Annotated in this window: 18 protein-coding genes; 9 read left to right on the top strand and 9 right to left on the bottom strand. The window is 73.3% G+C overall.

Translation table 11 applies throughout. The annotated features are described in order from the left end of the window. Positions 1–249: 249 nt before the first annotated feature. From ND748_RS08710 to ND748_RS08695, 4 genes are all read right to left on the bottom strand, one after another. Positions 250–1,836 carry a lactate racemase domain-containing protein gene (locus ND748_RS08710; RefSeq protein WP_251745157.1) on the bottom strand — a complete coding sequence of 529 codons (1,587 nt, stop codon included), beginning with the start codon at positions 1,834–1,836 and terminating at the stop codon, positions 250–252. Positions 1,837–1,966: 130 nt separating this feature from the next. Further along, positions 1,967–3,130: a medium chain dehydrogenase/reductase family protein gene (locus ND748_RS08705; protein WP_251745156.1), complete on the bottom strand. Its 1,164-nt coding sequence runs from the start codon at positions 3,128–3,130 to the stop codon at positions 1,967–1,969. After that, positions 3,127–5,469 (bottom strand): SDR family oxidoreductase, encoded by a 2,343-nt coding sequence (locus ND748_RS08700; protein ID WP_251745159.1) that lies wholly within the window; start codon positions 5,467–5,469, stop codon positions 3,127–3,129. The genes ND748_RS08705 and ND748_RS08700 overlap by 4 nt, the downstream gene beginning before the upstream one ends. A 401-nt stretch (positions 5,470–5,870) precedes the next feature. After that, positions 5,871–7,043: a 5'-3' exonuclease H3TH domain-containing protein gene (locus ND748_RS08695; RefSeq protein ID WP_251745155.1), complete on the bottom strand. Its 1,173-nt coding sequence runs from the start codon at positions 7,041–7,043 to the stop codon at positions 5,871–5,873. Between the two features lie 274 nt (positions 7,044–7,317). Between ND748_RS08695 and ND748_RS08690 the strand changes: the two genes are divergently transcribed. The 4 genes from ND748_RS08690 to ND748_RS08675 all read left to right on the top strand — a co-directional run bounded on the left by ND748_RS08690 (position 7,318) and on the right by ND748_RS08675 (position 12,588). After that, on the top strand, positions 7,318–7,758 hold the full coding sequence (locus ND748_RS08690) for an Lrp/AsnC family transcriptional regulator (RefSeq protein WP_035922554.1): 441 nt from the start codon (positions 7,318–7,320) through the stop codon (positions 7,756–7,758). 197 nt (positions 7,759–7,955) lie between these two features. Beyond that, positions 7,956–9,557, top strand: a complete 1,602-nt coding sequence (locus tag ND748_RS08685) for an amidohydrolase family protein (RefSeq protein WP_251745154.1) — start codon at positions 7,956–7,958, stop codon at positions 9,555–9,557. Positions 9,558–9,766: 209 nt separating this feature from the next. Further along, the gene (gene lnt, locus ND748_RS08680; RefSeq protein WP_251745153.1) at positions 9,767–11,722 is read left to right on the top strand and encodes an apolipoprotein N-acyltransferase; all 1,956 of its coding nucleotides are present in this window, start codon (positions 9,767–9,769) and stop codon (positions 11,720–11,722) included. Between the two features lie 32 nt (positions 11,723–11,754). Beyond that, on the top strand, positions 11,755–12,588 hold the full coding sequence (locus ND748_RS08675; RefSeq protein ID WP_251745152.1) for a polyprenol monophosphomannose synthase: 834 nt from the start codon (positions 11,755–11,757) through the stop codon (positions 12,586–12,588). 139 nt (positions 12,589–12,727) lie between these two features. Here ND748_RS08675 and ND748_RS08670 read toward each other — a convergent pair whose 3' ends face one another. Continuing rightward, complete coding sequence (locus ND748_RS08670) at positions 12,728–13,078, bottom strand: RNA polymerase-binding protein RbpA (protein ID WP_009738606.1); 351 nt, start codon at positions 13,076–13,078, stop codon at positions 12,728–12,730. Between the two features lie 96 nt (positions 13,079–13,174). Between ND748_RS08670 and ND748_RS08665 the strand changes: the two genes are divergently transcribed. Further along, positions 13,175–13,600, top strand: a complete 426-nt coding sequence (locus tag ND748_RS08665) for a hypothetical protein (RefSeq protein WP_251745151.1) — start codon at positions 13,175–13,177, stop codon at positions 13,598–13,600. A 56-nt stretch (positions 13,601–13,656) separates the two neighbouring features. Further along, positions 13,657–14,091, top strand: a complete 435-nt coding sequence (msrB, locus tag ND748_RS08660; RefSeq protein WP_251745150.1) for a peptide-methionine (R)-S-oxide reductase MsrB — start codon at positions 13,657–13,659, stop codon at positions 14,089–14,091. Between the two features lie 155 nt (positions 14,092–14,246). Here the strand turns inward: msrB and ND748_RS33910 are convergent, their stop codons facing one another. Next, positions 14,247–15,494, bottom strand: a complete 1,248-nt coding sequence (locus tag ND748_RS33910; RefSeq protein ID WP_285901799.1) for an EAL domain-containing protein — start codon at positions 15,492–15,494, stop codon at positions 14,247–14,249. Positions 15,495–15,671: 177 nt separating this feature from the next. Here ND748_RS33910 and ND748_RS08650 point away from each other — a divergent pair, with 177 nt between their 5' ends. Next, a complete protein-coding gene (locus ND748_RS08650; protein ID WP_251745149.1) occupies positions 15,672–16,196 on the top strand; it encodes a DUF4262 domain-containing protein in 525 nt (174 codons plus the stop codon). A 60-nt stretch (positions 16,197–16,256) separates the two neighbouring features. Here the strand turns inward: ND748_RS08650 and ND748_RS08645 are convergent, their stop codons facing one another. Next, positions 16,257–16,973 (bottom strand): bifunctional 2-polyprenyl-6-hydroxyphenol methylase/3-demethylubiquinol 3-O-methyltransferase UbiG, encoded by a 717-nt coding sequence (locus ND748_RS08645; protein ID WP_251745148.1) that lies wholly within the window; start codon positions 16,971–16,973, stop codon positions 16,257–16,259. An 889-nt stretch (positions 16,974–17,862) separates the two neighbouring features. On the opposite strand from ND748_RS08645, the gene ND748_RS08640 reads away from it, so the two are divergent. Beyond that, complete coding sequence (locus tag ND748_RS08640; protein WP_251745147.1) at positions 17,863–18,612, top strand: phosphotransferase; 750 nt, start codon at positions 17,863–17,865, stop codon at positions 18,610–18,612. 62 nt (positions 18,613–18,674) lie between these two features. Here the strand turns inward: ND748_RS08640 and ND748_RS34555 are convergent, their stop codons facing one another. Beyond that, a complete protein-coding gene (locus tag ND748_RS34555; RefSeq protein WP_251745146.1) occupies positions 18,675–19,649 on the bottom strand; it encodes an AraC family transcriptional regulator in 975 nt (324 codons plus the stop codon). Between the two features lie 145 nt (positions 19,650–19,794). Between ND748_RS34555 and ND748_RS08630 the strand changes: the two genes are divergently transcribed. Beyond that, entirely contained in the window at positions 19,795–20,406 is a 612-nt protein-coding gene (locus ND748_RS08630; RefSeq protein ID WP_251745145.1) for a flavodoxin family protein, read from the top strand. Between the two features lie 137 nt (positions 20,407–20,543). Here the strand turns inward: ND748_RS08630 and ND748_RS08625 are convergent. Beyond that, a partial coding sequence (locus ND748_RS08625) for a DNA polymerase (RefSeq protein ID WP_251745144.1) occupies positions 20,544–20,944 on the bottom strand: 401 nt, incomplete at its 5' end.

Genomic DNA, 20,944 nt, shown 5'->3' with positions numbered 1-20,944 from the left:
CCGCCGCCGGCTGCGGCGGGCGACCCGCGTCACCGGCCGGCGCCCACGGCGGGCCACCTCGACGAAAACCCCGCGCGGCCTCGCGCAGCCCCACACCCCGTCGCGGCCTACCCATCCCGATCACCCATCCGTCCCGAACACCTTCCTCCTACCGGTCCCCCCGCACCCAGCCACGTCCCGCCGCACCAGCCGCACCGCACCCGGCGACCGGCGCCGTCACAACGCACCCTCAGCGCCCCCCGGCGCCCCTCACCGCACATCGGCGATCAACTGCGGCGGGCTGTGCAGATAGGTGATCGACGGGTCGCGGCCCACCGACCCGGCCACGATCTCCAACGCGTCCGCCAGCGTCGACGCCGCCCGGTAACCCAGCCGCGCGCACGCCGCCCGATCGCCACCGACGAAGACCACCTCGGCCAGATGCGCCCGCGCCGGCGCCGTCTCGTACCAGCGGTGGAACGGATGCACCCCGTGATGCGCCAGCGACGTCCGGTACAGCGACGCATACCACGGGTCGGTGGCGTACTGCCGTTCGAACTTCGCCTCGATCGTCGCCGGATCACTCGACTCGGCGAGCACCTCCTCGTAGAAGTCCACGTACGACGGCTGATGCAACTGGGAGAACCGGGCCGCCACCGGATGGTAGACGATCATCGCCCCGTTCTCCCGGACGACGGGCCGCCCCCGATGGCGGGCGAAGACGTCGCCGAGCGCACCGTGCGCGGCGAGCACCGGATCCGCCGGCGCCCCACCCTGATACGCCCCGAACGGGGGCAGCCCCACGACGACGACGTCGCTCTGCCCGTCGACATCGACCCGCTGCTGGGCATCGAGGGCCGCCCACGCCGCCACCGCCACCGCCTGCGGCTCACCGCCCGTCACCGAGGTGATCGCATAGTCGCCGGCCACATCGCGCAGCACCCGCGCCCGCCCCCGCCCGCCGAGCAGCTCCAGGCCCCGGCCCACCCCGAACGCCAGCGCCGAATCAGCCGGCGACCACTCCCACTCCCGGCGGGTCAGAAACGGCCCCGGCCCGACCGCGGCATTCACCGTCGCCATCACCGCGAACACCGGCACCGCCGCGCCCAGCACCGCCCCCACCCGGCCCGCCGCCGCGCCCTGCACCATCCGGCCCTCGGCCACCCCGCCGCCACCCGCACCCGCCGCGGCGGCCTGCGTCACCGCCGCCACCGAGTGCACCGCACGCAGCGACGCATACGACGACAACCCCTCGACCAGCGCACCGGCCCCCCCCTGCCCGGGGCCCTGCACGATCCCGACGGCGACGAGCAGATCGGCCTGCGCCACCACCCGGGCGACCTCGACCGGCTCACCGGCGTCGCTGACACCGATCTCGACGAGGTTGCCCCCGTCCTCGGCGTCGTGGCAGGTCAGCTGCGTCGGCCAGAACGACCGGAACACCCGCTCCCCGACGATCCCCGCCACCTCCGTGGCGGCCAGGCGCCGGTGCAGCCCGTTGGCCACCACCAGGGAAACCTCGTCGACGCCGGCCGCCGCCGCCGCGCTCAGCACCTGCTCCAGGATCCGCCCGCGCACGTCCACACCCCGCACCCGCGGCTGTGGGGTACGCAGATCGTCGACGCTGATCGCCAGACGCATCCCCGGGCGCAGCAACGCCGACAGCGGCGCGCTGCCCACCGGCTCGCTCAGCGCCACACCGATCGCCGCGTCGACGTCGGCGACCCCCGGGCGCGGTTGCGGCGGGTACACCACCCGCGTGCCCAGCGGGAACCGTTCCAGCAACACCCCGGCGCCGGAATGGACCAGCAGCGGGGGAGTCCGCTCGTCGACCTCGAGCACGAACCCCGGTCTCACTGTCGCGATCCTCTCCACGTCCACCCCGATGAGCCACACCCTGCGTGCGCCCAGTCCACCCCCGCCAGCCCAGCCCCAGCCGGCCAGGCCCCAGCCGGCCAGGCCCCAGCCCGGGTCCGCCCGACCCGGGTCACGACGGCGCCGCCGGATCGAACGCCACCCGCACCGCCCCGAGCCGCCCCGCGTCCCACGCATGGGCCAGCGCGTCCCGCCAGCGAGTCAGCGGATAACCACCCGCGACCAGCCCGTCCAACGGCGCGCTCGCCGCCAGCTCCCACGCCCGCGCCAGCACGTCACCCGCACCCGGATCGGCGCTCGTGCGCGCCCCCCCGACCAGCTCCAACCCCCGCGCCCACAGCGGCGTCAGGTCCACCCGACCCGACGGAACACCGGCCACCACCACCCGACCACCCGCCCGGGTCGTGCGCAGCGCCGTCGCCAGCGCCGCACCACTACCCGCCGCGTCCACGGCCACATCCACCCCGCCGAGCAGGAACGACCCCCCCGACGGCGGACTCACCCGCAGCGCATGCGTGCCCCGGCGCACCCCGGCGACCGCCCCGGCCGGGTCGAACACCGCGTCCGCGCCGAAGCGCCCCGCCACCTGCGCCTGCCGCGGATGACCCGCCACGACCGCCACCGACCCGGCGTCGGTGAACGCCCGCAACGCCAGCACCGTGCACAGCCCGACCGCCCCCGCACCGACGACCAGCACCCGCGCCCCGGACGCCACCCGGGCCCGATCGACGGCATGGACGGCCCGGGCCAGCGCGTCGAACAGCACCGCCCGCTCGTCGGCCAGGCCGTCGGGCACCGCCTGGAGCTGGCCGCGATGGGCGAGCATGATCCGACTCCACCCGCCGCCGCCGACCCCGACCTCACCGGATCCGACCTCACCGGATCCAAGCCCGAGCCCGGATCCGGGTCCGACCCACGCCACCGGGTCGACGACGACCCGGGCACCCGCGGCCAGCACCCGGCCGCCCGGGAGTGTCACCTGCTGCTCCACCCGGCCGACAACCTCCCGTCCCGGCACGAACGGCAACCCGACCACCGCCGTCAGATACGGCGAGGACCGCCCGGTCACCAGCGCCAGATCCGCCCCACCGATCCCCGCCAGCGTCGGCCGCACCCGCACCCAGCGCTCATCCGGCGCCCGCGGATCCTCACCGTCGACATACCGCAACGGCACCGCCCGGCCCAGCCCCCCGAGCGCCCCACCGGACGCCTGGGCGACCAGGCGCGCGGCGACGTGACGCGCCGGGGAGTCGAACAGCTCCAACCCGCGGGTCACCCGCCACCCCCCACACCACCGGCACCACCGGCACCACCGGCACCGACGGCGGCGCGGGCCCGCGCGGCCGCGGCCTGCCAGCCCCGCTCCACCCGACTACCCACCACCAGCCGCGGTTCCCCCGCCGCCGCCGCCCACTCCTCGATCGGCCAGCCCGCACCGCGGGCCACCTGGTGCAACGCCACATCCGGGTTCACCGCCACCGGATTACCCACCGCACGCAGCAACGGCAGATCCGACTGGCTGTCCGCATACGCCCAGGACGCCGCCAGATCCGCCCCCGTGCTGCGCGCATGATGCCCCAGATACGCCGCCCGCGCATCACCGACCAGCGGCGACGAGGCCAACCGGCCGGTGAGCAGCCCATCGGCCCCCACCTCCAGCCGGGCCGCGACGATCTCGTCGAACAGCGGCGCGAACGGCCGGGTCAGCACCTCCACCGCCCCGGTCAGCAGCACCGTGCGATGCCCCGCCGCCCGATGCTCCCGCACCCGGCGGATCCCCGCCGGCTTCACCCGCCGCACCAGAATGTCCCCGGCCACCTCGGCGACCAGACGCTCCAACTCCGCCGGATCCACCCCCGCATAGCGGGCATACACCGCGCGCATCAGATGCCCCCGGTCACGGCGCTCCGCCCGCACATACCCCGGCAGCGCCGCCGCCAGCCCCGCCAGCTCCCGCGCCCGCCGCCGCGGCCCCGCATCGGCCAGCCGCATCCACAGATACGACTCGATCACCGTCGCGCTCGCCACCGCACCGTCGAGGTCGAACACCGCCAGCACCCCGTCACCGGCAGCCAGATGCCCCGACAGCCGCCGGCGCGGCGCGGCGTCCCGCGGGCGACGCAACACCGCCGTCACCGCCGGGCAGTGCACCTGCTGCAGGTAGTGCCGCCAGTCGAAGCACGCCGGGTCGAAGCCGAACTCCACCTGGTCCGCCGGATCCAACGCCTCGTGCAACGCCGCCGTCGCATCGTCGACGTAGACCAGCTCCGCCTTCGTGTACGCCCGGTACACATCCGAATAGCGGCGCAGGAACGCCACCCGACTCTGCGCCCGCTCCAGCTCCCCGGCCAACGCCCGCGTCCGCGCCGACGCCGGAACCTGCGCCAACGCCCGCCCGGCCAGCCCCACCAGCCGCTCGGAATGCCGCAGCCGCGCCTCCACCGCCGCCGCCCCCGCAAACGGCCACGACGGCACCGCGATCGCCCCCCGGCCCCGCTGCGGCAACGGATCAGCCAGGAAGTACTCACGCACATGGGCGTACAGATCCCGGAACAGCAGCGGGTTACGGAACCCCGAACACACCGTGTAGTAGGCCGGGCGGTCCACCGGCGGCACGGTGGCCGCCGCGGCCAGCGTCGCGTTGACGACCAGATCCACCGGGATGATGTCCACGACCGCATCCGGGGACGCCGGGAAGTCCGGCAGCTCACCGCGACCGTAGGCCAGGATCAGCGGCTCGGCCATCTTGAACCCCTCGATCCACCCGGGGAACGGCCGCGCCAACGCACTCTCGATGATCGACGGCCGCAGGATCGTCAACGGCAGATCGCCGTGCGCCTGCTCGAGGAACCGTTCCCCCAACGCCTTGGTGAACGTGTACGCATCCGTCCAGCCCAACACCTGCGCCCGCTGCCCACCGGCCTCGACCAGCCGGCGCGCCACCCACGCCCGACGCAGCTTCTCCGCCTCCGCCGACACCGTCTGCGCCCCGGCCGCGGCGAACCGCCGCTGCGCCTGCGTCCGGAACTGCGCCGAGTTCTCCGGCGACCGCGAGGCGTCCTCGGTCTGCTGGCGCACCCGGGAGGCCGAGTCCTGCTCGACCCGCCAGTCCACATCGTGGGCCAACGGACCCTCCGCGATGTGCCCCGAACGCAGCCCCGCCACATACGCCGTCGACACGTGCACCAGATGCGGACACGCCCCCGCCGCCGCCAGCGCCCGCAGCAGCTCCTGCAACCCACCGACGTTGATCCGGAACCCGTCGTCGATCGCCGGATCGAACGACACCTCCCCGGCGCAGTGGATGACCACGTCGATGTCGCCGGGCAACGCCGGCAGCCGCGACAGGTCCCCCTCGACGACCTCGACACGACGCGCCACCAGCTCGGTGAGCCCCGCCGCCCCCAGCCGGCCACGCAGCTCCCGAAACGCCGGCTTGCGCAGCATCCGCGCCAGCCGCGCCGCCCCCGTGTGACTGCCCCGCGGCCGCACCAGCGCCACCACCGAGGTGTCGGGGAAGTCCGACAGCAACCGTTCCAGCAGAGCCTCGCCCATGAACCCGGTCACCCCGGTCACGAACACCCGCCTGCCCGCGAGCCGCTCGCGCAGCCCCACCCTGACCTCCGCTGCCGTCACCGCCGACACCCTCATCCGGGTACCCGACCCGCCGTAAGTCCGGATGGGCGGGTGCACATCCGGTGGGCAACCCTAGGCGACGTCGCGCCCCCACGGCGCCAACCTGCTCATCACGGGTGCGTGCCCGGGCCGCGGTACGCAGGGAAACCTACCGTCCGCACCCCAGCGCGGTGACGGGCAGCCCCACGATCCGGCCAGCCGAGTGGACAACCACCCCACCCGTCTGCTTCCCCAGCGCTGGGCCACTACCGGGCCACCCCGGCGGTGAGGGCGTTCCCGCAGGCCCCCGAACCGGGCAAGCCCGACCCGGCAGGGGGGACGGGATGAGACGGCGGCCTGGGGGGACGACGCCCCGCCCCCGGCAGCCCGCGGAGAGCCGCTCAGCCGGCGGCGACCGCGCCCAGGGCGGACACCAGCCGCGTGCACGGACCCGCCAGCCCCCACCGTTCACTCAACGCCACCACCGCCTGCGGGTCGGCCGGGACGACCGGCAGCCGCCCGTCGACCTCACCGACGTCGCAGTCACGCACCACCGCGACCACCCCCACCGCCGCGTCGAGGTAGTCGCGGCCGGCCAGCAGCCGCCGACGCGCCGCCACCGCCATCCCCTCCTCCCGCCCGCCACCCCGCGCACCCGCCGCCGACACCGCCGAAGCCGGGGGAGCCGGGGGAGCCGGGGGAGCCGGGGGAGTGTCGAGCGCGGCGAGGATCGCCGCCAGCGACCCGAAGCGGTTCAGCAGCGCCGCCGCGGTCTTCGCGCCGATGCCGGGAACCCCGGGCAGCCCGTCACTGGGATCGCCGCGCATCACCGCGAAGTCGGCGTAGGCCCGCCCCGGGATGCCGTAACGGGCGGTCACCGACGCCTCGTCGACCACGGCGAACTTCTCCACCGCATAGCGCACCCGGACCCCGGCGGCGTCGTCGACGAGCTGAAACAGATCACGGTCCCCGGTGAGGATGTCCACCGCGCCGTCGCGGTGACGGGTCGCGAGAGTCGCGATGACGTCGTCGGCCTCGAAACCCGCCGCGGCCGCCCGGGCGATCCCGAACGCCGCCAGCACCGCATCGATGATCGGAAGCTGGACGGTCAGGTCGTCGGCGACCTCCTCGACGTCCCCGCCCCCGCCCCCCGCCGCATCGCCGCCGACGGCCCCGCCGGTCGTTCCACCCACGCCTGCCGTTCCACCCACGCCTGCCGCTCCGCCCACGCCGACTCCGCCCACGCCGACCGCCGGGGCGCCGGCGGAGTCGGCGGGCACCGCCACCCGGTGCGCCTTGTACGACGACAGCAGCGCCACCCGGAACGCCGGACGCCAGTCAGCGTCGAAACAGGCCACCAGCCCCCGCGGGCGGATCTCCACGATCTGCCGGGCCAGCACGTCGAGCAGACCCCGCACCGCGTTGACCGGTGTCCCATCCGGCGCCCGCACCGTACGCGGCACCCCGTAGAACGCCCGGAAGTACAGCGACGGGGCGTCGGCGAGCAGCAACCCACCGCCCCGCCCACGCCCCGGACCGCCCGCCGCCGAGTCCACCGCCGGGCCTCGCGCCATCACCGATCCGCCCCCTCCCCGTCCGTCCCCCCGCCGTCCACCACCCACGCCCCGAAACCCCCGAAGCCCCCGAGCCGTCCGCGCCCCAAAACCGTCCGACCCGGCAACCGTCTGCGCCCTGCCCGCCTTATCACCACCATCACGACAGCAGCGCCGCGCGACCGCGCCCCACCCACACCTGATCCCGACCGTACCGGCTGTCCCACCGGGACCAGGCAACGGACCAGAAACAGCGCCCTCGCCGCGCGCCGACCTGCGTACGCTCCGAAACGTGCTGGAAGATCTCGACCGTCGAATCGTGCAGATGCTGTGCCGAGATGGGCGCATGAGCTTCACCGACCTCGGCCGGGCCACCGGCCTGTCGGTCTCCGCCGTCCATCAGCGCGTACGACGCCTGGAACAACGTGGAGTGATCACGTCCTACACGGCGCTGGTCGACCCCTCCCAGGTGGGTCTGCCCCTGACCGCCTTCGTCTCGATCACCCCGATCGACCCGAGCCAACCCGACGACGCCGCCGACCGACTCGCCCACATCGTCGAGATCGAGGCCTGTCACAGCGTCGCCGGAGAGGAAAGCTACCTGCTCAAGGTGCGCGTCGCCAGCCCCGGTGACCTGGAGGTTCTACTCCAGCGCATCCGCGCCGCGGCGAACGTGTCCACCCGCACCATGGTCGTGCTCTCCACCCCCTACGAGGGCCGGCCCCCCGCCCTCTGACCCGACCGCCGGCCGGGTCCGGCTACACCACGGACCCCTCGGGCAACGCCCCTCGGGCCCGGGCTCCGACGAACAGTCACACGGTCGTCGCAGCGACCCGCCGCCGACCGCGCCGGTGAGCGCCGCGCCGCTGGCCGCCCCGCCACCACACCGCCCCGGCGACCCGCCGACCCCGACAGGCGGGCAGACTCAGCAGCGTGACCGACCCCCACACCCCCCACCGCACCGTGCTCTACCGGGGCGGCCACATCCACACCCCGGCCAGCCCCACCGCCACCGCCATGCTCACCGACCACGCCACCATCGCCTGGATCGGCTCCGACGACACCGCCGCCACCCTCGACGCCGACACCGTCATCGACCTCGACGGCGCGCTGATCACCCCCGCCTTCGTCGACGCCCACATCCACACCACCGCCACCGGCCTCGCCCTGACCGGCCTCGACCTCACCGCCGCCCCCACCCGCACCGCCGCCCTCGACGCCCTGGCCACCCACGCCCGCCGCCACCGCCACACCACCGTCTTCGGCACCGGCTGGGACGAGACCACCTGGGCCGACCCCACACCCCCCACCGCCGGCGAACTCGACCGCGCCACCGGCGGCGCCGCCGTCTACCTCGCCCGCGTCGACGGGCACACCGCCGTGATCTCCACCGCCCTCGCCGCCGCCGCCGACGCCGCCACCCACCCCGGCTGGCACCCCGACGGACTCGTCACCGGCCCCGCCCACCACGCCGCGCGGCGCACCGCCGACACCACCCTGACCCCCAGCCAGCGCCGCCACACCTGGCAGACCACCCGCACCCACGCCGCCGCCCTCGGCATCGCCGCCCTGCACGAGATGGCCGGACCCGACGTCTCCTCCGCCGACGACCTCGCCGGCCTGCTCGCCCACGCCCGCACCGTCACCGGACCCGACATCGTCGGCTACTGGGCCGGCGACCTGCCCACCGCCCTCGAACTCGGCGCCGCCTGGGGCGGCGACGCCTTCGTCGACGGCTCCCTGGGCTCCCACACCGCCGCCCTGCACACCCCCTACACCGACCGCCCCCACACCCACGGCGCCCTGCACCTCGACGCCGACGCCATCCGCGACGCCGTCCTCGCCGCCACCGACGCCGGCCTGCAGACCGGCTTCCACGCCATCGGCGACGCCGCCATCACCACCGTGCTCACCGGCCTCGAAGCCGCCGCCACCACCCTCGGCCCCGCCCGCCTCGCCGCCGGCCGCCACCGCCTCGAACACGCCGAGATGACCACCACCAACCACCTCCCACGCCTGGCCGCCCTCGGCATCATCGTCAGCGCCCAACCCGCCTTCGACGCCCGCTGGGGCGGCGCCGACGGCCTGTACACCACCCGCCTGGGCCCCACCCGCGCCGCCGCCATGAACCCCTACGCCGCCATGACCCGCGCCGGCATCGCGCTGGCCTTCTCCTCCGACGCCCCCGTCACCCCCCTCGACCCCTGGGGTGCCGTGCGCGCCGCCGCCCACCACCACACCCCCGCAGCCCGCATCTCCGCCCGCGCCGCCTTCACCGCCGCCACCCGCGGCGGCTGGCGCGCCGCCCGCGCCGACACCGACGGCCACGGCATCCTCGCCCCCGGCCACCCCGCCACCTACGCCGTCTGGGACCACCACGGCGACCTCGTCGTCCAGACCCCCGACACCCGCATCGCCGCCTGGTCCACCGACCCCCACGGCGCCGTCGCCGGCCTGCCCGACCTCACCGGCCCCACCCCCCACTGCCGGCGCACCGTGCTACGCGGACGCATCCTGTACGACACCCCACGCTGACCCCCACCGCGAAACCAACCCCGCCATCGTACACATGTTCGACGTCCATCTGTGCGACGCCGTGGCGGGTGAACCACCACCACCCAACCCCGACCGGTACGCCGACCTGCCCGCACCACACCGCCAGGCCACACCGCCGCCACGCCTCGAACCCCCTTCGGGCCAGGGGCGGCGTGGTCAGCGCGGCCCGCGTGACAGAAACTGGTCGGGTGACCCCCACGCCGGCCACCGGAAGCCCCACGGCCCAGGCGGCCGGCGACACCGCCGCCGCCACGCCGACCCAGCCCACCGCCGTCCCCGCCCAGGCCCGGACCAGCATCGAGCCGCCACGGACGACCGACCCCGCAGCCACCACGGCCACCACGGAACCCGACCGGACCGACCTCACCGAACCCGACCGGACCGAGACCGACCGAAACACCCCTGACCAGGCCGAGCCCGACCAGGCCAGCCAGCCAGGCACAGACCGGGCCGCCCGGCGGACCCGCCGCCGCGCCACCCTGCGCCGGCGCACCCCACCAGCCCTGTCCGCCCTGCTCGGCGGCGCCCTGCTCTACCTCGCCACCCCGCCGGTCGGCGCCTGGCCGCTCGCCCCGATCGCCGTCACCGTGCTCACCCTCACCGTCCGCGGCCGCCGCCTGCGCGCCTCCTACGCCCTGGGCCTGCTGTTCGGCCTCGCGTTCTGCCTGCCGCTGCTGCGCTTCGTCTCCTTCGTCGGCGCCGACGCCTGGATCGCCCTCGCCGTCGCCGAAGCCGCCATCCTCGCCCTCGTCGCCCCCGCCACCACCCTCGTCTGGCGCCTGCCCGCACCCTGGCTGTGGACCGCCGCCGTCTGGGTCGCCCAGGAGGCCCTACGCGGACGCGCCCCCTTCGGGGGCTTCCCCTGGGGCCGGCTCGCCTTCACCCAGTCCGACAGCCCGCTGACCGGACTCGCCGCCCTCGGCGGCGCACCCCTGCTCACCGCCGTCGTCGCCGCCACCGGTGCCCTGCTCGCCCTCGCCGTCACCCACGCCCACACCCTGGCCCGCACCACCACCCCGACCCGCACCACCACCACCACCGGCCGCCGCCGCACCGCACCGCGGCGCCTCGCCCCACCCCTGCTCGGCGCCACCGCCCTCACCCTCGCCGGCCTGCTCGTCCCCCTGCCCACCGCCGCCGAACACGGCACCCTCACCGTCGCCGCCATCCAGGGCAACGTCCCCGCCGACGGCGGCATCCACGCCCTCGGCCGCGCCTTCCAGGTCACCGCCAACCACGTCGCCGGCACCCGCCGCCTCGCCGCCGACGTCGCCGCCGGCCGCCGCCCCGCCCCCGACCTCGTCCTGTGGCCAGAGAACTCCTCCGACCTCGACCCCCTGCGAGCCCCCACCGTCGCCGCCGCCCTGCGCGGCGCCGCGTGGACCGCCGGCGCCCCCATCCTCGTCGGCGCCGTCCTCGACGGCCCCGGCGCCGGCCACGTCCGCAACGCCGGCATGATCTGGACCGCCGACGGCTTCACCGGCCAGATGTACGTCAAACAACACCCGGTCCCCTTCGCCGAATACCTCCCCGGCCGCGCCCTGCTCACCCGCCTCATCGGCCGCTTCGCCGACGACATGCCCAGCGACTTCCTGCCCGGCCACAGCCCCGGCGCCCTGCACGCCGCCGGCACCACCATCGGCGACGTCATCTGCTTCGAAGTCGCCTACGACGACCTCGTCCGCGACACCGTCGACCACGGCGCCGAAATCCTCGTCGTCCAGACGAACAACGCCTCCTTCGGCCGCAAGGGCGAAAGCCAGCAGCAACTCGCCATGTCCCGGCTGCGCGCCGTCGAACACGCCCGCGCCACCGTCCAGGTCTCCACCAGCGGCGAAAGCGCCCTCATCGCCCCCGACGGCACCCTGCTGGCCAAAACCGGCCTGTACGAACCCGGCATCCTCACCGCCGCCCTGCCCCGACGCACCAGCCGAACCCTCGCCGACCGGGCCGGAATCGTCCCCGAGGCGGTGCTGCTCGCCCTCGGCGTGGGCGCAATGATGGCGGGAGTGATCCGCCGCCGCCGAACCCGCCCCACCGGCGACCCCGACCACACCGGCACCACCGGCACCACCGGCACCACCCCGCAGGCACCACGACCCCACGAGACGACACCCACAGTGACGCCCGCCGGGCCGGCCTGACGGATATGGCCCCCGCTCAGGAAAGGAACCGCGTGGATCTCCACCGCGTTGTCGTCTGCGTCCCCACCTACAACGAGCGGGACAACCTCCCGGACACCGCCCGCCGCCTGCGCGCGGCGAACCCGACGGTCGACCTGCTCGTCATCGACGACGCCAGCCCCGACGGCACCGGGAAGATCGCCGACGAACTCGCCGACAACGACGACCACATCCACGTCCTGCACCGCAACGGCAAAGCCGGCCTCGGCACCGCCTACATCGCCGGCTTCACCTGGGCCCTCGACCGCGGCTACGACGTCATCGTCGAAATGGACGCCGACGGCTCCCACCAGCCCGAACAGCTACCCCGCCTACTCACCGCCCTCACCCACGCCGACCTCGTCATCGGCTCCCGCTGGGTACCCGGGGGAGAGGTCCGCAACTGGCCCCGCACCCGGCTGCTGCTCTCCCGCGGCGGCAACGTCTACGTCCGCGCCGCCCTCGGCATGCCGCTACGCGACGCCACCGCCGGCTACCGCGCCTACCGCGCCGACGTCCTACGCGACCGCGACCTGACCGGCGTCTCCTCCCAGGGGTACTGCTTCCAGGTCGACCTCGCCTGGCAGGCCTGGCGCTCGGGCTACCGCGTCACCGAAGTCCCCATCACCTTCGTCGAACGCGAACGCGGCACCTCCAAGATGAGCAACGCCATCGTCGCCGAAGCCTTCTGGCGCGTCGCCTGGTGGGCCGCCACCACCCGCCGGCGCCGACCCACCCCCCGCACCCCCCACCTCACCACCAACCCCACCCCGCGCCAACCCACCACCAACCCCACTGACCACCCCACCGACCACCCCGACAACGTCACCACCAGCCACGGCACCTGACCCACCCGCCACGCCGGGCCGCCACCCGCGCCACCCGCCGCAGCCACCGCATCACCCAGAACAACCAACCCCGGGCATGCGAAAGGGTCGGGCACGTACAACCCGTGCCCGACCCCGCAACCACCGACAAACAGCCCCGCTAAGCGGTACGCCGACCCTCACCGGTCCCGCGCAGCACCGCCAACCGCTCTGCCAGAACCTCCTCGAGATCATCGGTGGTCCGGCGCTCCATCAACATGTCCCAGTGCGTCCGCGGCGGCTTCGACTTCTTCGGCTCAGGCCGCTCACCATCGACGATCACCGACGCCCCACCACAGACCTTGCACTCCCACACCGACGGCACCTCTGCCTCAGCCGCGAAGGGCATGGTGAACTGGTGGCCGTTGGGGCAGTCGTACGACGCCGACTGCCGTGGGGCAAGCTCGGTGCTGCGGTCAGTCTCGTAGGACACTGCACCGAGACGGCTTCCCCGCAGGATGCGCTCGCCCATATAACTCCTCCGAGCGTCGAGACGTGTGCAACTACCCCTCGACAACGTTCTGGCCAGCCGAGACGTTCCCGCCGAGGAAGGACCCGTAACACAATCATGAACGCACAGCGTCTTCACCCCACCGCGAAACGTCCCACCTGCACCATCCGCACCCTGCACACCGCCACCCTCGGCATCACCCGCGCCACCGTCGGCACGCTCGTCCTCGCCCGCGCCGTGGACACCCTGCGCATCACCGGCGTCGACCGCCTCACCGCCACCCGCCTCGCCTGGGTCGCCCGCCTCGCCGGCATCCGCGACCTCGCCCTCGGCGCCGGCCTGCTCGCCGCGATGACCACCGGCCGAGACACCACCACCTGGCTGTGGGCCGGAATGATCGCCGACGCCGCCGACGTTTCCGTCTTCGCGACCTCAACCGCCCGCGGCCACCTGCCGCCCGTCATCGGCACCCTCATGGCCACCGCCGCCCTCGGCGGCGTCGCCGCCGCCGCCGCCCTGACCCGCACCGGACCAGGGGAGTGACCCCCCACCACCCCACCGCCCACCGCGGAGCCATCCAGAAAGGACCATGTGACGCCATGACCACCAGCGACCACGCCACCCCCGCCCCCACCACCGGCCCCGACGCCGCCACCAAGACCGACGAGCAGTGGCGCGCCGAACTCACCCCCCAGCGCTACGCCATCCTGCGCCAGGCCGCCACCGAACCCCCCTTCACCGGCGCCTACACCTACAGCAAGGAAACCGGCACCTACCGCTGCGGCGGCTGCGGCGCAGCGCTGTTCACCTCCGACACCAAGTACGACTCCGGCTCCGGCTGGCCCAGCTTCACCGAACCCGCCGTCGCCGACGCCGTCGAACTCGTCGAGGACCGCTCCCACGGCATGAGCCGCACCGAGGTCCGTTGCGCCCGCTGCGGGGGACACCTCGGCCACGTCTTCGACGACGGCCCCGGCCCCACCGGCCAGCGCTACTGCATGAACAGCCTCGCCCTCGACCTCGACACTCACTAGCCCGAGGATCCGCAAACGATCACGACTCCACCCGCGCCCTAACCCACCCAGCCCACGGACCTGGCCGCCGCCGGTGCACCCACGCACCGGCCGGCCCACCCATCACCTGGCCAGGACCCCGTCCACCACCCTGGCGCACAGTGCCAGCCCACCCCTCAGCGCCGCGCGAACCTCGCAGACACCGGCGGCAACGGCAACGGTCCCGGCCCAGCCAGATAGAAGCCCTGCATCAACCGCACCCCGGCCGCCGCCAGGTAACGCACCTGCTGCGCCGTCTCCACCCCCTCGGCGACCACCTCACCGCCGACCTTCTCCAGAAACCGCACCAGCGCACGCGCCATCTCCAGATACGCCACATCCACCCCCAGCGGCGCGGTCAACGAACAATCCATCTTCACGAAGTCCGGCCGCAACCGCAGCATGTGCGCAGGTCCCGCATACCCCGCCCCATAGTCATCCACAGCCGTCCGCAACCCCCGCGCCCGCAACGAACCCAACGCACACAGCAACGCCGGGTAGTCCAACACCCGCTCATGCTCGGTGACCTCCACCACGAGCCGCTCCAACGGCACCGCCGCCAGCAGATCACCCAACCGCGACGACGCCACCGCCGCCGGCGACGCGTTCACCGCCAACACCAGCGGCGCCGGGAACCGCGACATCGACCCCAACGCGTTACGCACCGCCGCCAGCTCCAGCTCCACCTCCAACCCGGCCAGCCGCGCATCGGCGAACCACCGCCCCGGCCCACCCGATCCCACCGGAAACCGGGCCAACGCCTCCGCGCCCTGCAACCTCCCACCCGGCAACGCATACACCGGCTGGAACACGATCTCCGGACCACCGGCGTCCAGCAGCGCACTCACCCGCTGCCAGCACTCCACCCGCAGTCGACCGCCGGCCCCCATCGCCCACACACAGTCCGCGATCATCTGCGCGACCAACCGCAGACACGAAAGACTGCGCGCTCCCAGCCACGGCGCCGCCTGCCCACTCGCGCACCCCACCAGGCCCACCGGCACCCCGCCGGGACACACCACCGGCACCCCCGCGCAGCTCACCGCCCCGCAACTCGCCGCCACCGCCCGCGCCGCAGTCCGCCGATCCACCCGCGCATCCCGCACCAGAAACGGCCGACCCGACACCAACGCCCAGCGCGGCAGGCTACCCGGCGCACAGGAGGCGAACCCGGCCTCCCGCCCCAGCGGCGCCCCCTCCACCGCATCGGCCCGCAAACCCGACCCGCCGCACCGGTCGAACCACGCCACCTCCATGCCCATCTGGCGGCGCGGCAGCGCCAACAGACCCCGCACATACGCGGCGAAGTCCGGGACGGGAACCCCACCTGGATCGGGAACCCCACCACCACCCGAACCCGCAACCCCGCCGACGATCCCTGTCATGCCTCACCGCCCCAGGGGCCCAGCACTCGGAAACTCACCTTAAGCTCCCAACCAACCACACAAGGTTAACAGCCGTCGCGGATGGTCTCACCGGGACGACCCGCCGCCCCCAAAAACTGTCGGTGCCCCCGCCTACCCTCACTGCCATCCCACCACCGACCCCGGGGGAGGCACACCATGGAAATCGAACTGGAGTTCGACCGACATCGGCGGCACACCGCGTGGATCCGCGACACCATCCACCGCTACGGCTGGGCCATCCAGGCCGTCCTCGCCGAACCCGACACCGGCGAACCCGACCACGCCTACACCATCGGCCTCACCGCACTCCACCACCCCGAACTGCTCATCGCCGGCCTGCACCCGCACGACGCCGCCGCCCTGCTCAACCTGCTCGCCACCCGCATCCGCGCCGGCGACCCCCCACCAGCCGGCACCACCCTCGACGACCTCGCGCCCCCCAACCGCCACCACCTGCTCGCCCTCGACCCCGCCGCCAGCGACGAGCTGCTACTCCACGCCAACGCCACCTACCAGCACCCCGACGGCCCACCCGTCGCCGCCCTCCAGATCATCTGGAGCGACCCCGCCGGCACCCTGCCCTGGGAAACCGGCTGCACCGGCGACGCCGCCCACCAGCCCCTCGCCGGCCCACCCCCCGACCCTGACCACCACACCCCGGGGGACCGGCCCCACCCCTGACCACCCCCCATCCGACGCCCCGGTGTCCCGGCAGCACCGGGGCCCACCCCCAGCGCCGACTCAGCCCAAGCCGACGCCGGGGGAGTCAGGCAACCGCTCGTCCGCCCCCAGACGGCGCACCGCGACCACGTTGTCCCGCCGCATCCCCACCGACCCGTCCGGCCAGCGCGCCGAGCGCTCGAACTCCTCGCACGCCACCACCTCCCACCCACCCTCCGCCAGCTCCAACGACGCCAGCACCTCCGCCGCAGACGGCAACTCCACCTCCGGATGACCATGATCCGCATGGTCGGCACCCGCACCGCCATGACCCGCAGGCCCCATCGCATGCCCAGCCACCAGCAGCGTCCCGCCCACCACCACCGCGCTCGCCGCCGCCCGCAGAATCCGCACCCGCGGCAACTCCACCTCCGAATGCAGAAACTGCGCCGACACCAGCTCGAACACCCCCACCGGAAACTCCACCCCCAGATCCAACCGTCGCCACACCACCCGCCCGTCCACCCCAGCCGCCACCGCCAACGCCGCCGCCCGCCCCAACGCCACCTCCGACACATCCACCCCCGTCACCTGCCAGCCCCGCTGCGCCAACCACACCGCATCCCCACCCTCACCGCAGCCAAGATCCAACGCCCGCCCCGGCGCCAACCCACCCGCCAACCGCACCAACGCCACATTCGGCTCACCACTCCAGATCTGCGGCGCCCCCGCGTACCGCGCATCCCAGAACTCCGCCGCCGGCACCCCACCCAACGCACCGAACCCCGCCTCCACCATCACGACCACCCTTCACACCGAACGACACACCGACCCGACCCCCACACCCTCACCCACCACCCGCAGCCACCCCAACAAACCTTGCCGACCCGGCAAACAGCGACAAACCAGGGGAGTGACCGACGCCACCTCAGACAACCAAGCCGGCCCCACATCGCAGGAGGACCAACGCCCCCCACGCCGCCGCGAACCATCACCAAGATCCAGAAAGCAGAGACCAGGAACCCGCCCACCCCACATCCACTCCGAACCTGCCACCCGCCAGAGACCCACCCACACGAACAGCCCGCGCCACCAAGCAGCCAAAACCCCACCAACCACTACCCCACCGCACGCGCCGATAATGCACATTATGTCAAGTAGAACTGGGCCGGCCGCTTCCCCCGATCGCCTCGAACCTCGGACAGCAGGTGCCGCCGACGGTGCCGACGGTTGGGATCCAGCGGCATCCGAGGCTCCTGCCCGCCTACGAATCAGCGGGCCGTTCACCCAATCAAGATCACTTTTGGCGGGCCCCAGCCGAGCTCCGGCAGATGATCACGTTAATGATCTGCATCTCCCCCGCGGTTCAGGTGCTGGGTTTGGTTGTTGTTTTTTGATCTTGAAGTGAGAGTTCGTCAACGGTGTTGATTATCTTCATAATAACCACCGGTCGATCGCGTTACCGTCAGGCCGGGACGTCCCAGGGCAAGCACCCTCCTGGACCGGGCTGGCCGGTGCTGTGACAGCTCGCTCGGCGCGCCCATCGACCAGACCCTCCCCCGCGGCCGCCGCATTCCCGGTGCGGAACCTGCCCGGTTCCGCGGAACACCTTGATCAGATTGATCGGCGGTCAGATTGATCGGCGGAATGACTCGTTTCCGCGTCTCGTCTGCGCGAGGCTCTTGGGGTGGGTGGCGAGGAAGAGCCGTTGACGGGGAATGTCACGACCGGCGTGGTGCGGGTGGGCGGGACTGTTCGCCGCCCGGTCGGTCCGTGGACGGATGCCGTCGATGCGCTGCTGGGCTACCTGCACGCGGTGGGTTTCCCCGGTGCCCCGCGCCCACTGGGGCGAGACGCGCAGGGACGCCAGGTGCTGGAATACGTACCCGGCGAGCTCGGTGCGGCCGCCGGCACGTACTCGGTGGCGGAGCTGTTCTCGATCGGTCGGATGCTGGCGGACCTGCACCGGGCCCTTGCCGGCTTCGTGCCACCGGCCGGGGCGGTTTGGAACAGGGTCATCCCGCCGGATAGGGAGGACCTCATCTGTCAGAACGACGTCGCGCCGTGGAACCTCGTAAAGTCCGCCCGGGGCTGGGTGCTGATCGACTGGGACGCGGCCGCGCCGAGCTCCCGGCTGTGGGATCTCGCGTATGCCGCGCAGGCCATGGCGGGTCTGCGTGCCGATCGGCCAGTGGCGGAATCGGCCGCGCGGTTGCGCGCTTTCGTCGACGGCTACGGCTTGGATGAGGCGTCGAGGCCGGCGCTGGCGGGCATGCTGGGCCGGCGCGCCCGGGCGATGTACGACCTGCTGCGCGACGGCGCCCAACGGCAGCGTCAGCCGTGGGCCAGGATCTGGGCGGAGGACGGCCCCTACTGGCTCGCGACCTCCGACTATCTGGACGCCCGGACCGAGGCGTGGACAGCCGCCCTGCGATGATCACATGTGTTCGGTTTACCTGCCCGCGCCGCGCAGTGCTGACCGCTCACCAAAAGCGTAGATCACTTCCGCGGTGAGGAGGTGGTTCTCGTCGGTGCGGCCGTCTCGTCAGAGTTCCCGGCCGAGATACGCCATCGGCGCCGCCATGCTCCGGGAGCGATGTTCTGGTATCGGCGGAAGGCCCGGCTGAAGGCGGCGTCAGTGTCATACCCGACCATGAGGGCGATCTGCTGCAGGCTGGATTCTGTGTCACGCAGCAGCGTCTTCGCCCGGTACATGCGCCAGTAGGTCAGATAGTTGATGGGCGAGTCGCCCGTCTTCCGTCTGAATGCCGCGGCGAACGCCGCCCGCGACATCGCGGCTCGGCATGCGAGCTCCTCGACCGTCCATGGGTGGGCGAGATCGGCGTGCAGATCGCGCAGTGCCGGTGCGAGCTGCGGATCGCTGAGAGCGGAGAGCCACCCGTGTGAGATCTTGGCGGGCGACGAGACGTAGGTGCGAAGCGCGTACACAAAGAGGGCGTCGGCCAGGCGGCTCATGATGAACCCGGACCCGAAGCCGGAGAATGTCTGCTCCAGCTCCAGCAGGCGGAAGGTGGAACGCAGCGCGTCGCCGGCCGAGTCGTCGAGATCGAGCCGCAGCACGGGCGGAAGTGCCTTCAACAACGGCTCGGCGGCACCCGTGTCGAAGGCCAACCGGGCCGAGACGATCTCCGTCACTGGTCCCTCGGTGCCGTGGCGTACAGGGGAACCCCGGCCGGACGCCCGGAGGCTCTCGCAGCCGACGAGGTCTCGCCCCGGCTGGTCCGCGACGGCGAACTCGCCGCCGGCGCGGACCAGAAAGCAACTGCCGGCGGCGAGCAGTTCCGGGACGGCGCTCGAGGTGGGCTGCCACCAGCAGCGCCCACTTCTGATCATCATCACGTAGGTCGTGTGGGGCGACCTGAAGGAGATCCCCCAGGCACCGTGGGCCTCGATGCTCAGGTACTGCGAGTCCTCGACAGACCGCGCCGCCAGGACGTCCTCGATGGGATCCACGTCGTCACCCTAGACGATCGGTCGTAAAAACGAGACTTTCGGCGTTCCTCCGTCTCGACCGGCCACCGTAGCGTCGACAGCGCAAGCACAGCGCGGTCCGCCGTTCCCCCGAGTCACCCGAGTCACCCGAGTCACCGGAGTCCACATGTCTGAGTTCGTTGCCCCGACCCCCTCGGTCGCCGTCGCCTTCCACTCGGGCTACGGGCACACCGCGGTCCTCGCCGAGGCGGTCCGGCGTGGGGCGGTCGACGCCGGCGCCGATGTGGTCGTCGTGCCGGTGAACACCATCACCGACGAGCAGTGGCAGCAGTTGGACGGTGCCGACGCGATCGTCTTCGGCTCGCCCACCTACATGGGCAGCGCGTCCGCCGCGTTCCACAGTTTCGCCGAGGCCACCAGCCGCCGGTTCGCCGACGGCCGCTGGGCCGACAAGCTCGCGGCCGGCTTCACCAACTCCGCGTCCAAGAGCGGCGACAAGTCCAGCACTCTCGCCTTCTTCGCCACCTTCGCCGCCCAGCACCGCATGCTGTGGGTCAGCCTCGGCCTCGGCCCCGGCTGGAACTCCACCACCGCCTCCGAGAACGACCTCAACCGCCTCGGCTTCTGGAGTGGCGCGGGGGCCCAGACTCCGCTGGACGGCGGCGTTGACACCATCCACACCGCCGACGCCGCCACCGCCGAGCACCTCGGCGCCCGGGTCGCCCGCCAGGCCGCCCTCGTGGCGGCCGGACGCCGCCTGGTATCCATCACCGCCTGACGCGCCGACCGGTGGACCGGCTTCTGTGGATGGCCGGGGTATCCCGTGGCCTTTTGGCTCCTTGGTTGTTTGAGTTGATCAAGACGCCTGCCTGCTCATCAACGGCGTTGATTATCTTGGTGGGGTGGACCGCGGGCTCAGTGGGCGGCGTCGGACCAGCAGCGCAGGATCGACACGTCGGCGACGAAGCGCACCCCGCTGCCTTGCGCCCAGTAGGCGGCGGTGGCGGCGAGGGTCCGGTGCAGCAGGTCGGCGGCTGACTCGGCGTGGGCGGTGGGGACGTGCAGGAGCAGCTCGTCGTGCAGGCAGAGGACGATCTCGCCGCCGAGGGCGGGCAGCTCGGCGCGGACCGTCACCGCCCAGGCCTTGAACAGCTCGGCGGCGGGGCCCTGGATGACGGCGTTGCGGGCGAAGCGGCCGCGGGCCTGCTCGGTGATCCCGCTGGCGGCAGGGGCGGGCTCGTCGGGCGGCGCGGGATCGGTCAGGCCCTGGGGTGGGCGCGGCGTGCCCCGAGGTGGTCCTGGCGCGGGGGCCAGGC

Origin of the sequence: Frankia sp. AiPs1, assembly GCF_023716945.1 — a bacterium.
Classification (GTDB): Bacteria; Actinomycetota; Actinomycetes; order Frankiales; family Frankiaceae; genus Frankia.
Note: the sequence above shows the minus strand (reverse complement) of the source record. Positions and strands in the feature narration are given on the sequence as shown.

Excerpts from the sequence above, each read along its gene's own strand:
- ND748_RS08695 (WP_251745155.1), bottom strand. The coding sequence starts at position 7,043 with ATGGCGCGAGGCCCGGCGGTGGACTCGGCGGCGGGCGGTCCGGGGCGT.
- ND748_RS08670 (WP_009738606.1), bottom strand. The coding sequence starts at position 13,078 with ATGGGCGAGCGCATCCTGCGGGGAAGCCGTCTCGGTGCAGTGTCCTAC.
- ND748_RS08665 (WP_251745151.1), top strand. The coding sequence starts at position 13,175 with ATGAACGCACAGCGTCTTCACCCCACCGCGAAACGTCCCACCTGCACC.
- msrB (WP_251745150.1), top strand. The coding sequence starts at position 13,657 with ATGACCACCAGCGACCACGCCACCCCCGCCCCCACCACCGGCCCCGAC.
- ND748_RS33910 (WP_285901799.1), bottom strand. The coding sequence starts at position 15,494 with ATGACAGGGATCGTCGGCGGGGTTGCGGGTTCGGGTGGTGGTGGGGTT.
- ND748_RS08650 (WP_251745149.1), top strand. The coding sequence starts at position 15,672 with ATGGAAATCGAACTGGAGTTCGACCGACATCGGCGGCACACCGCGTGG.
- ND748_RS08645 (WP_251745148.1), bottom strand. The coding sequence starts at position 16,973 with ATGGTGGAGGCGGGGTTCGGTGCGTTGGGTGGGGTGCCGGCGGCGGAG.
- ND748_RS08630 (WP_251745145.1), top strand. The coding sequence starts at position 19,795 with ATGTCTGAGTTCGTTGCCCCGACCCCCTCGGTCGCCGTCGCCTTCCAC.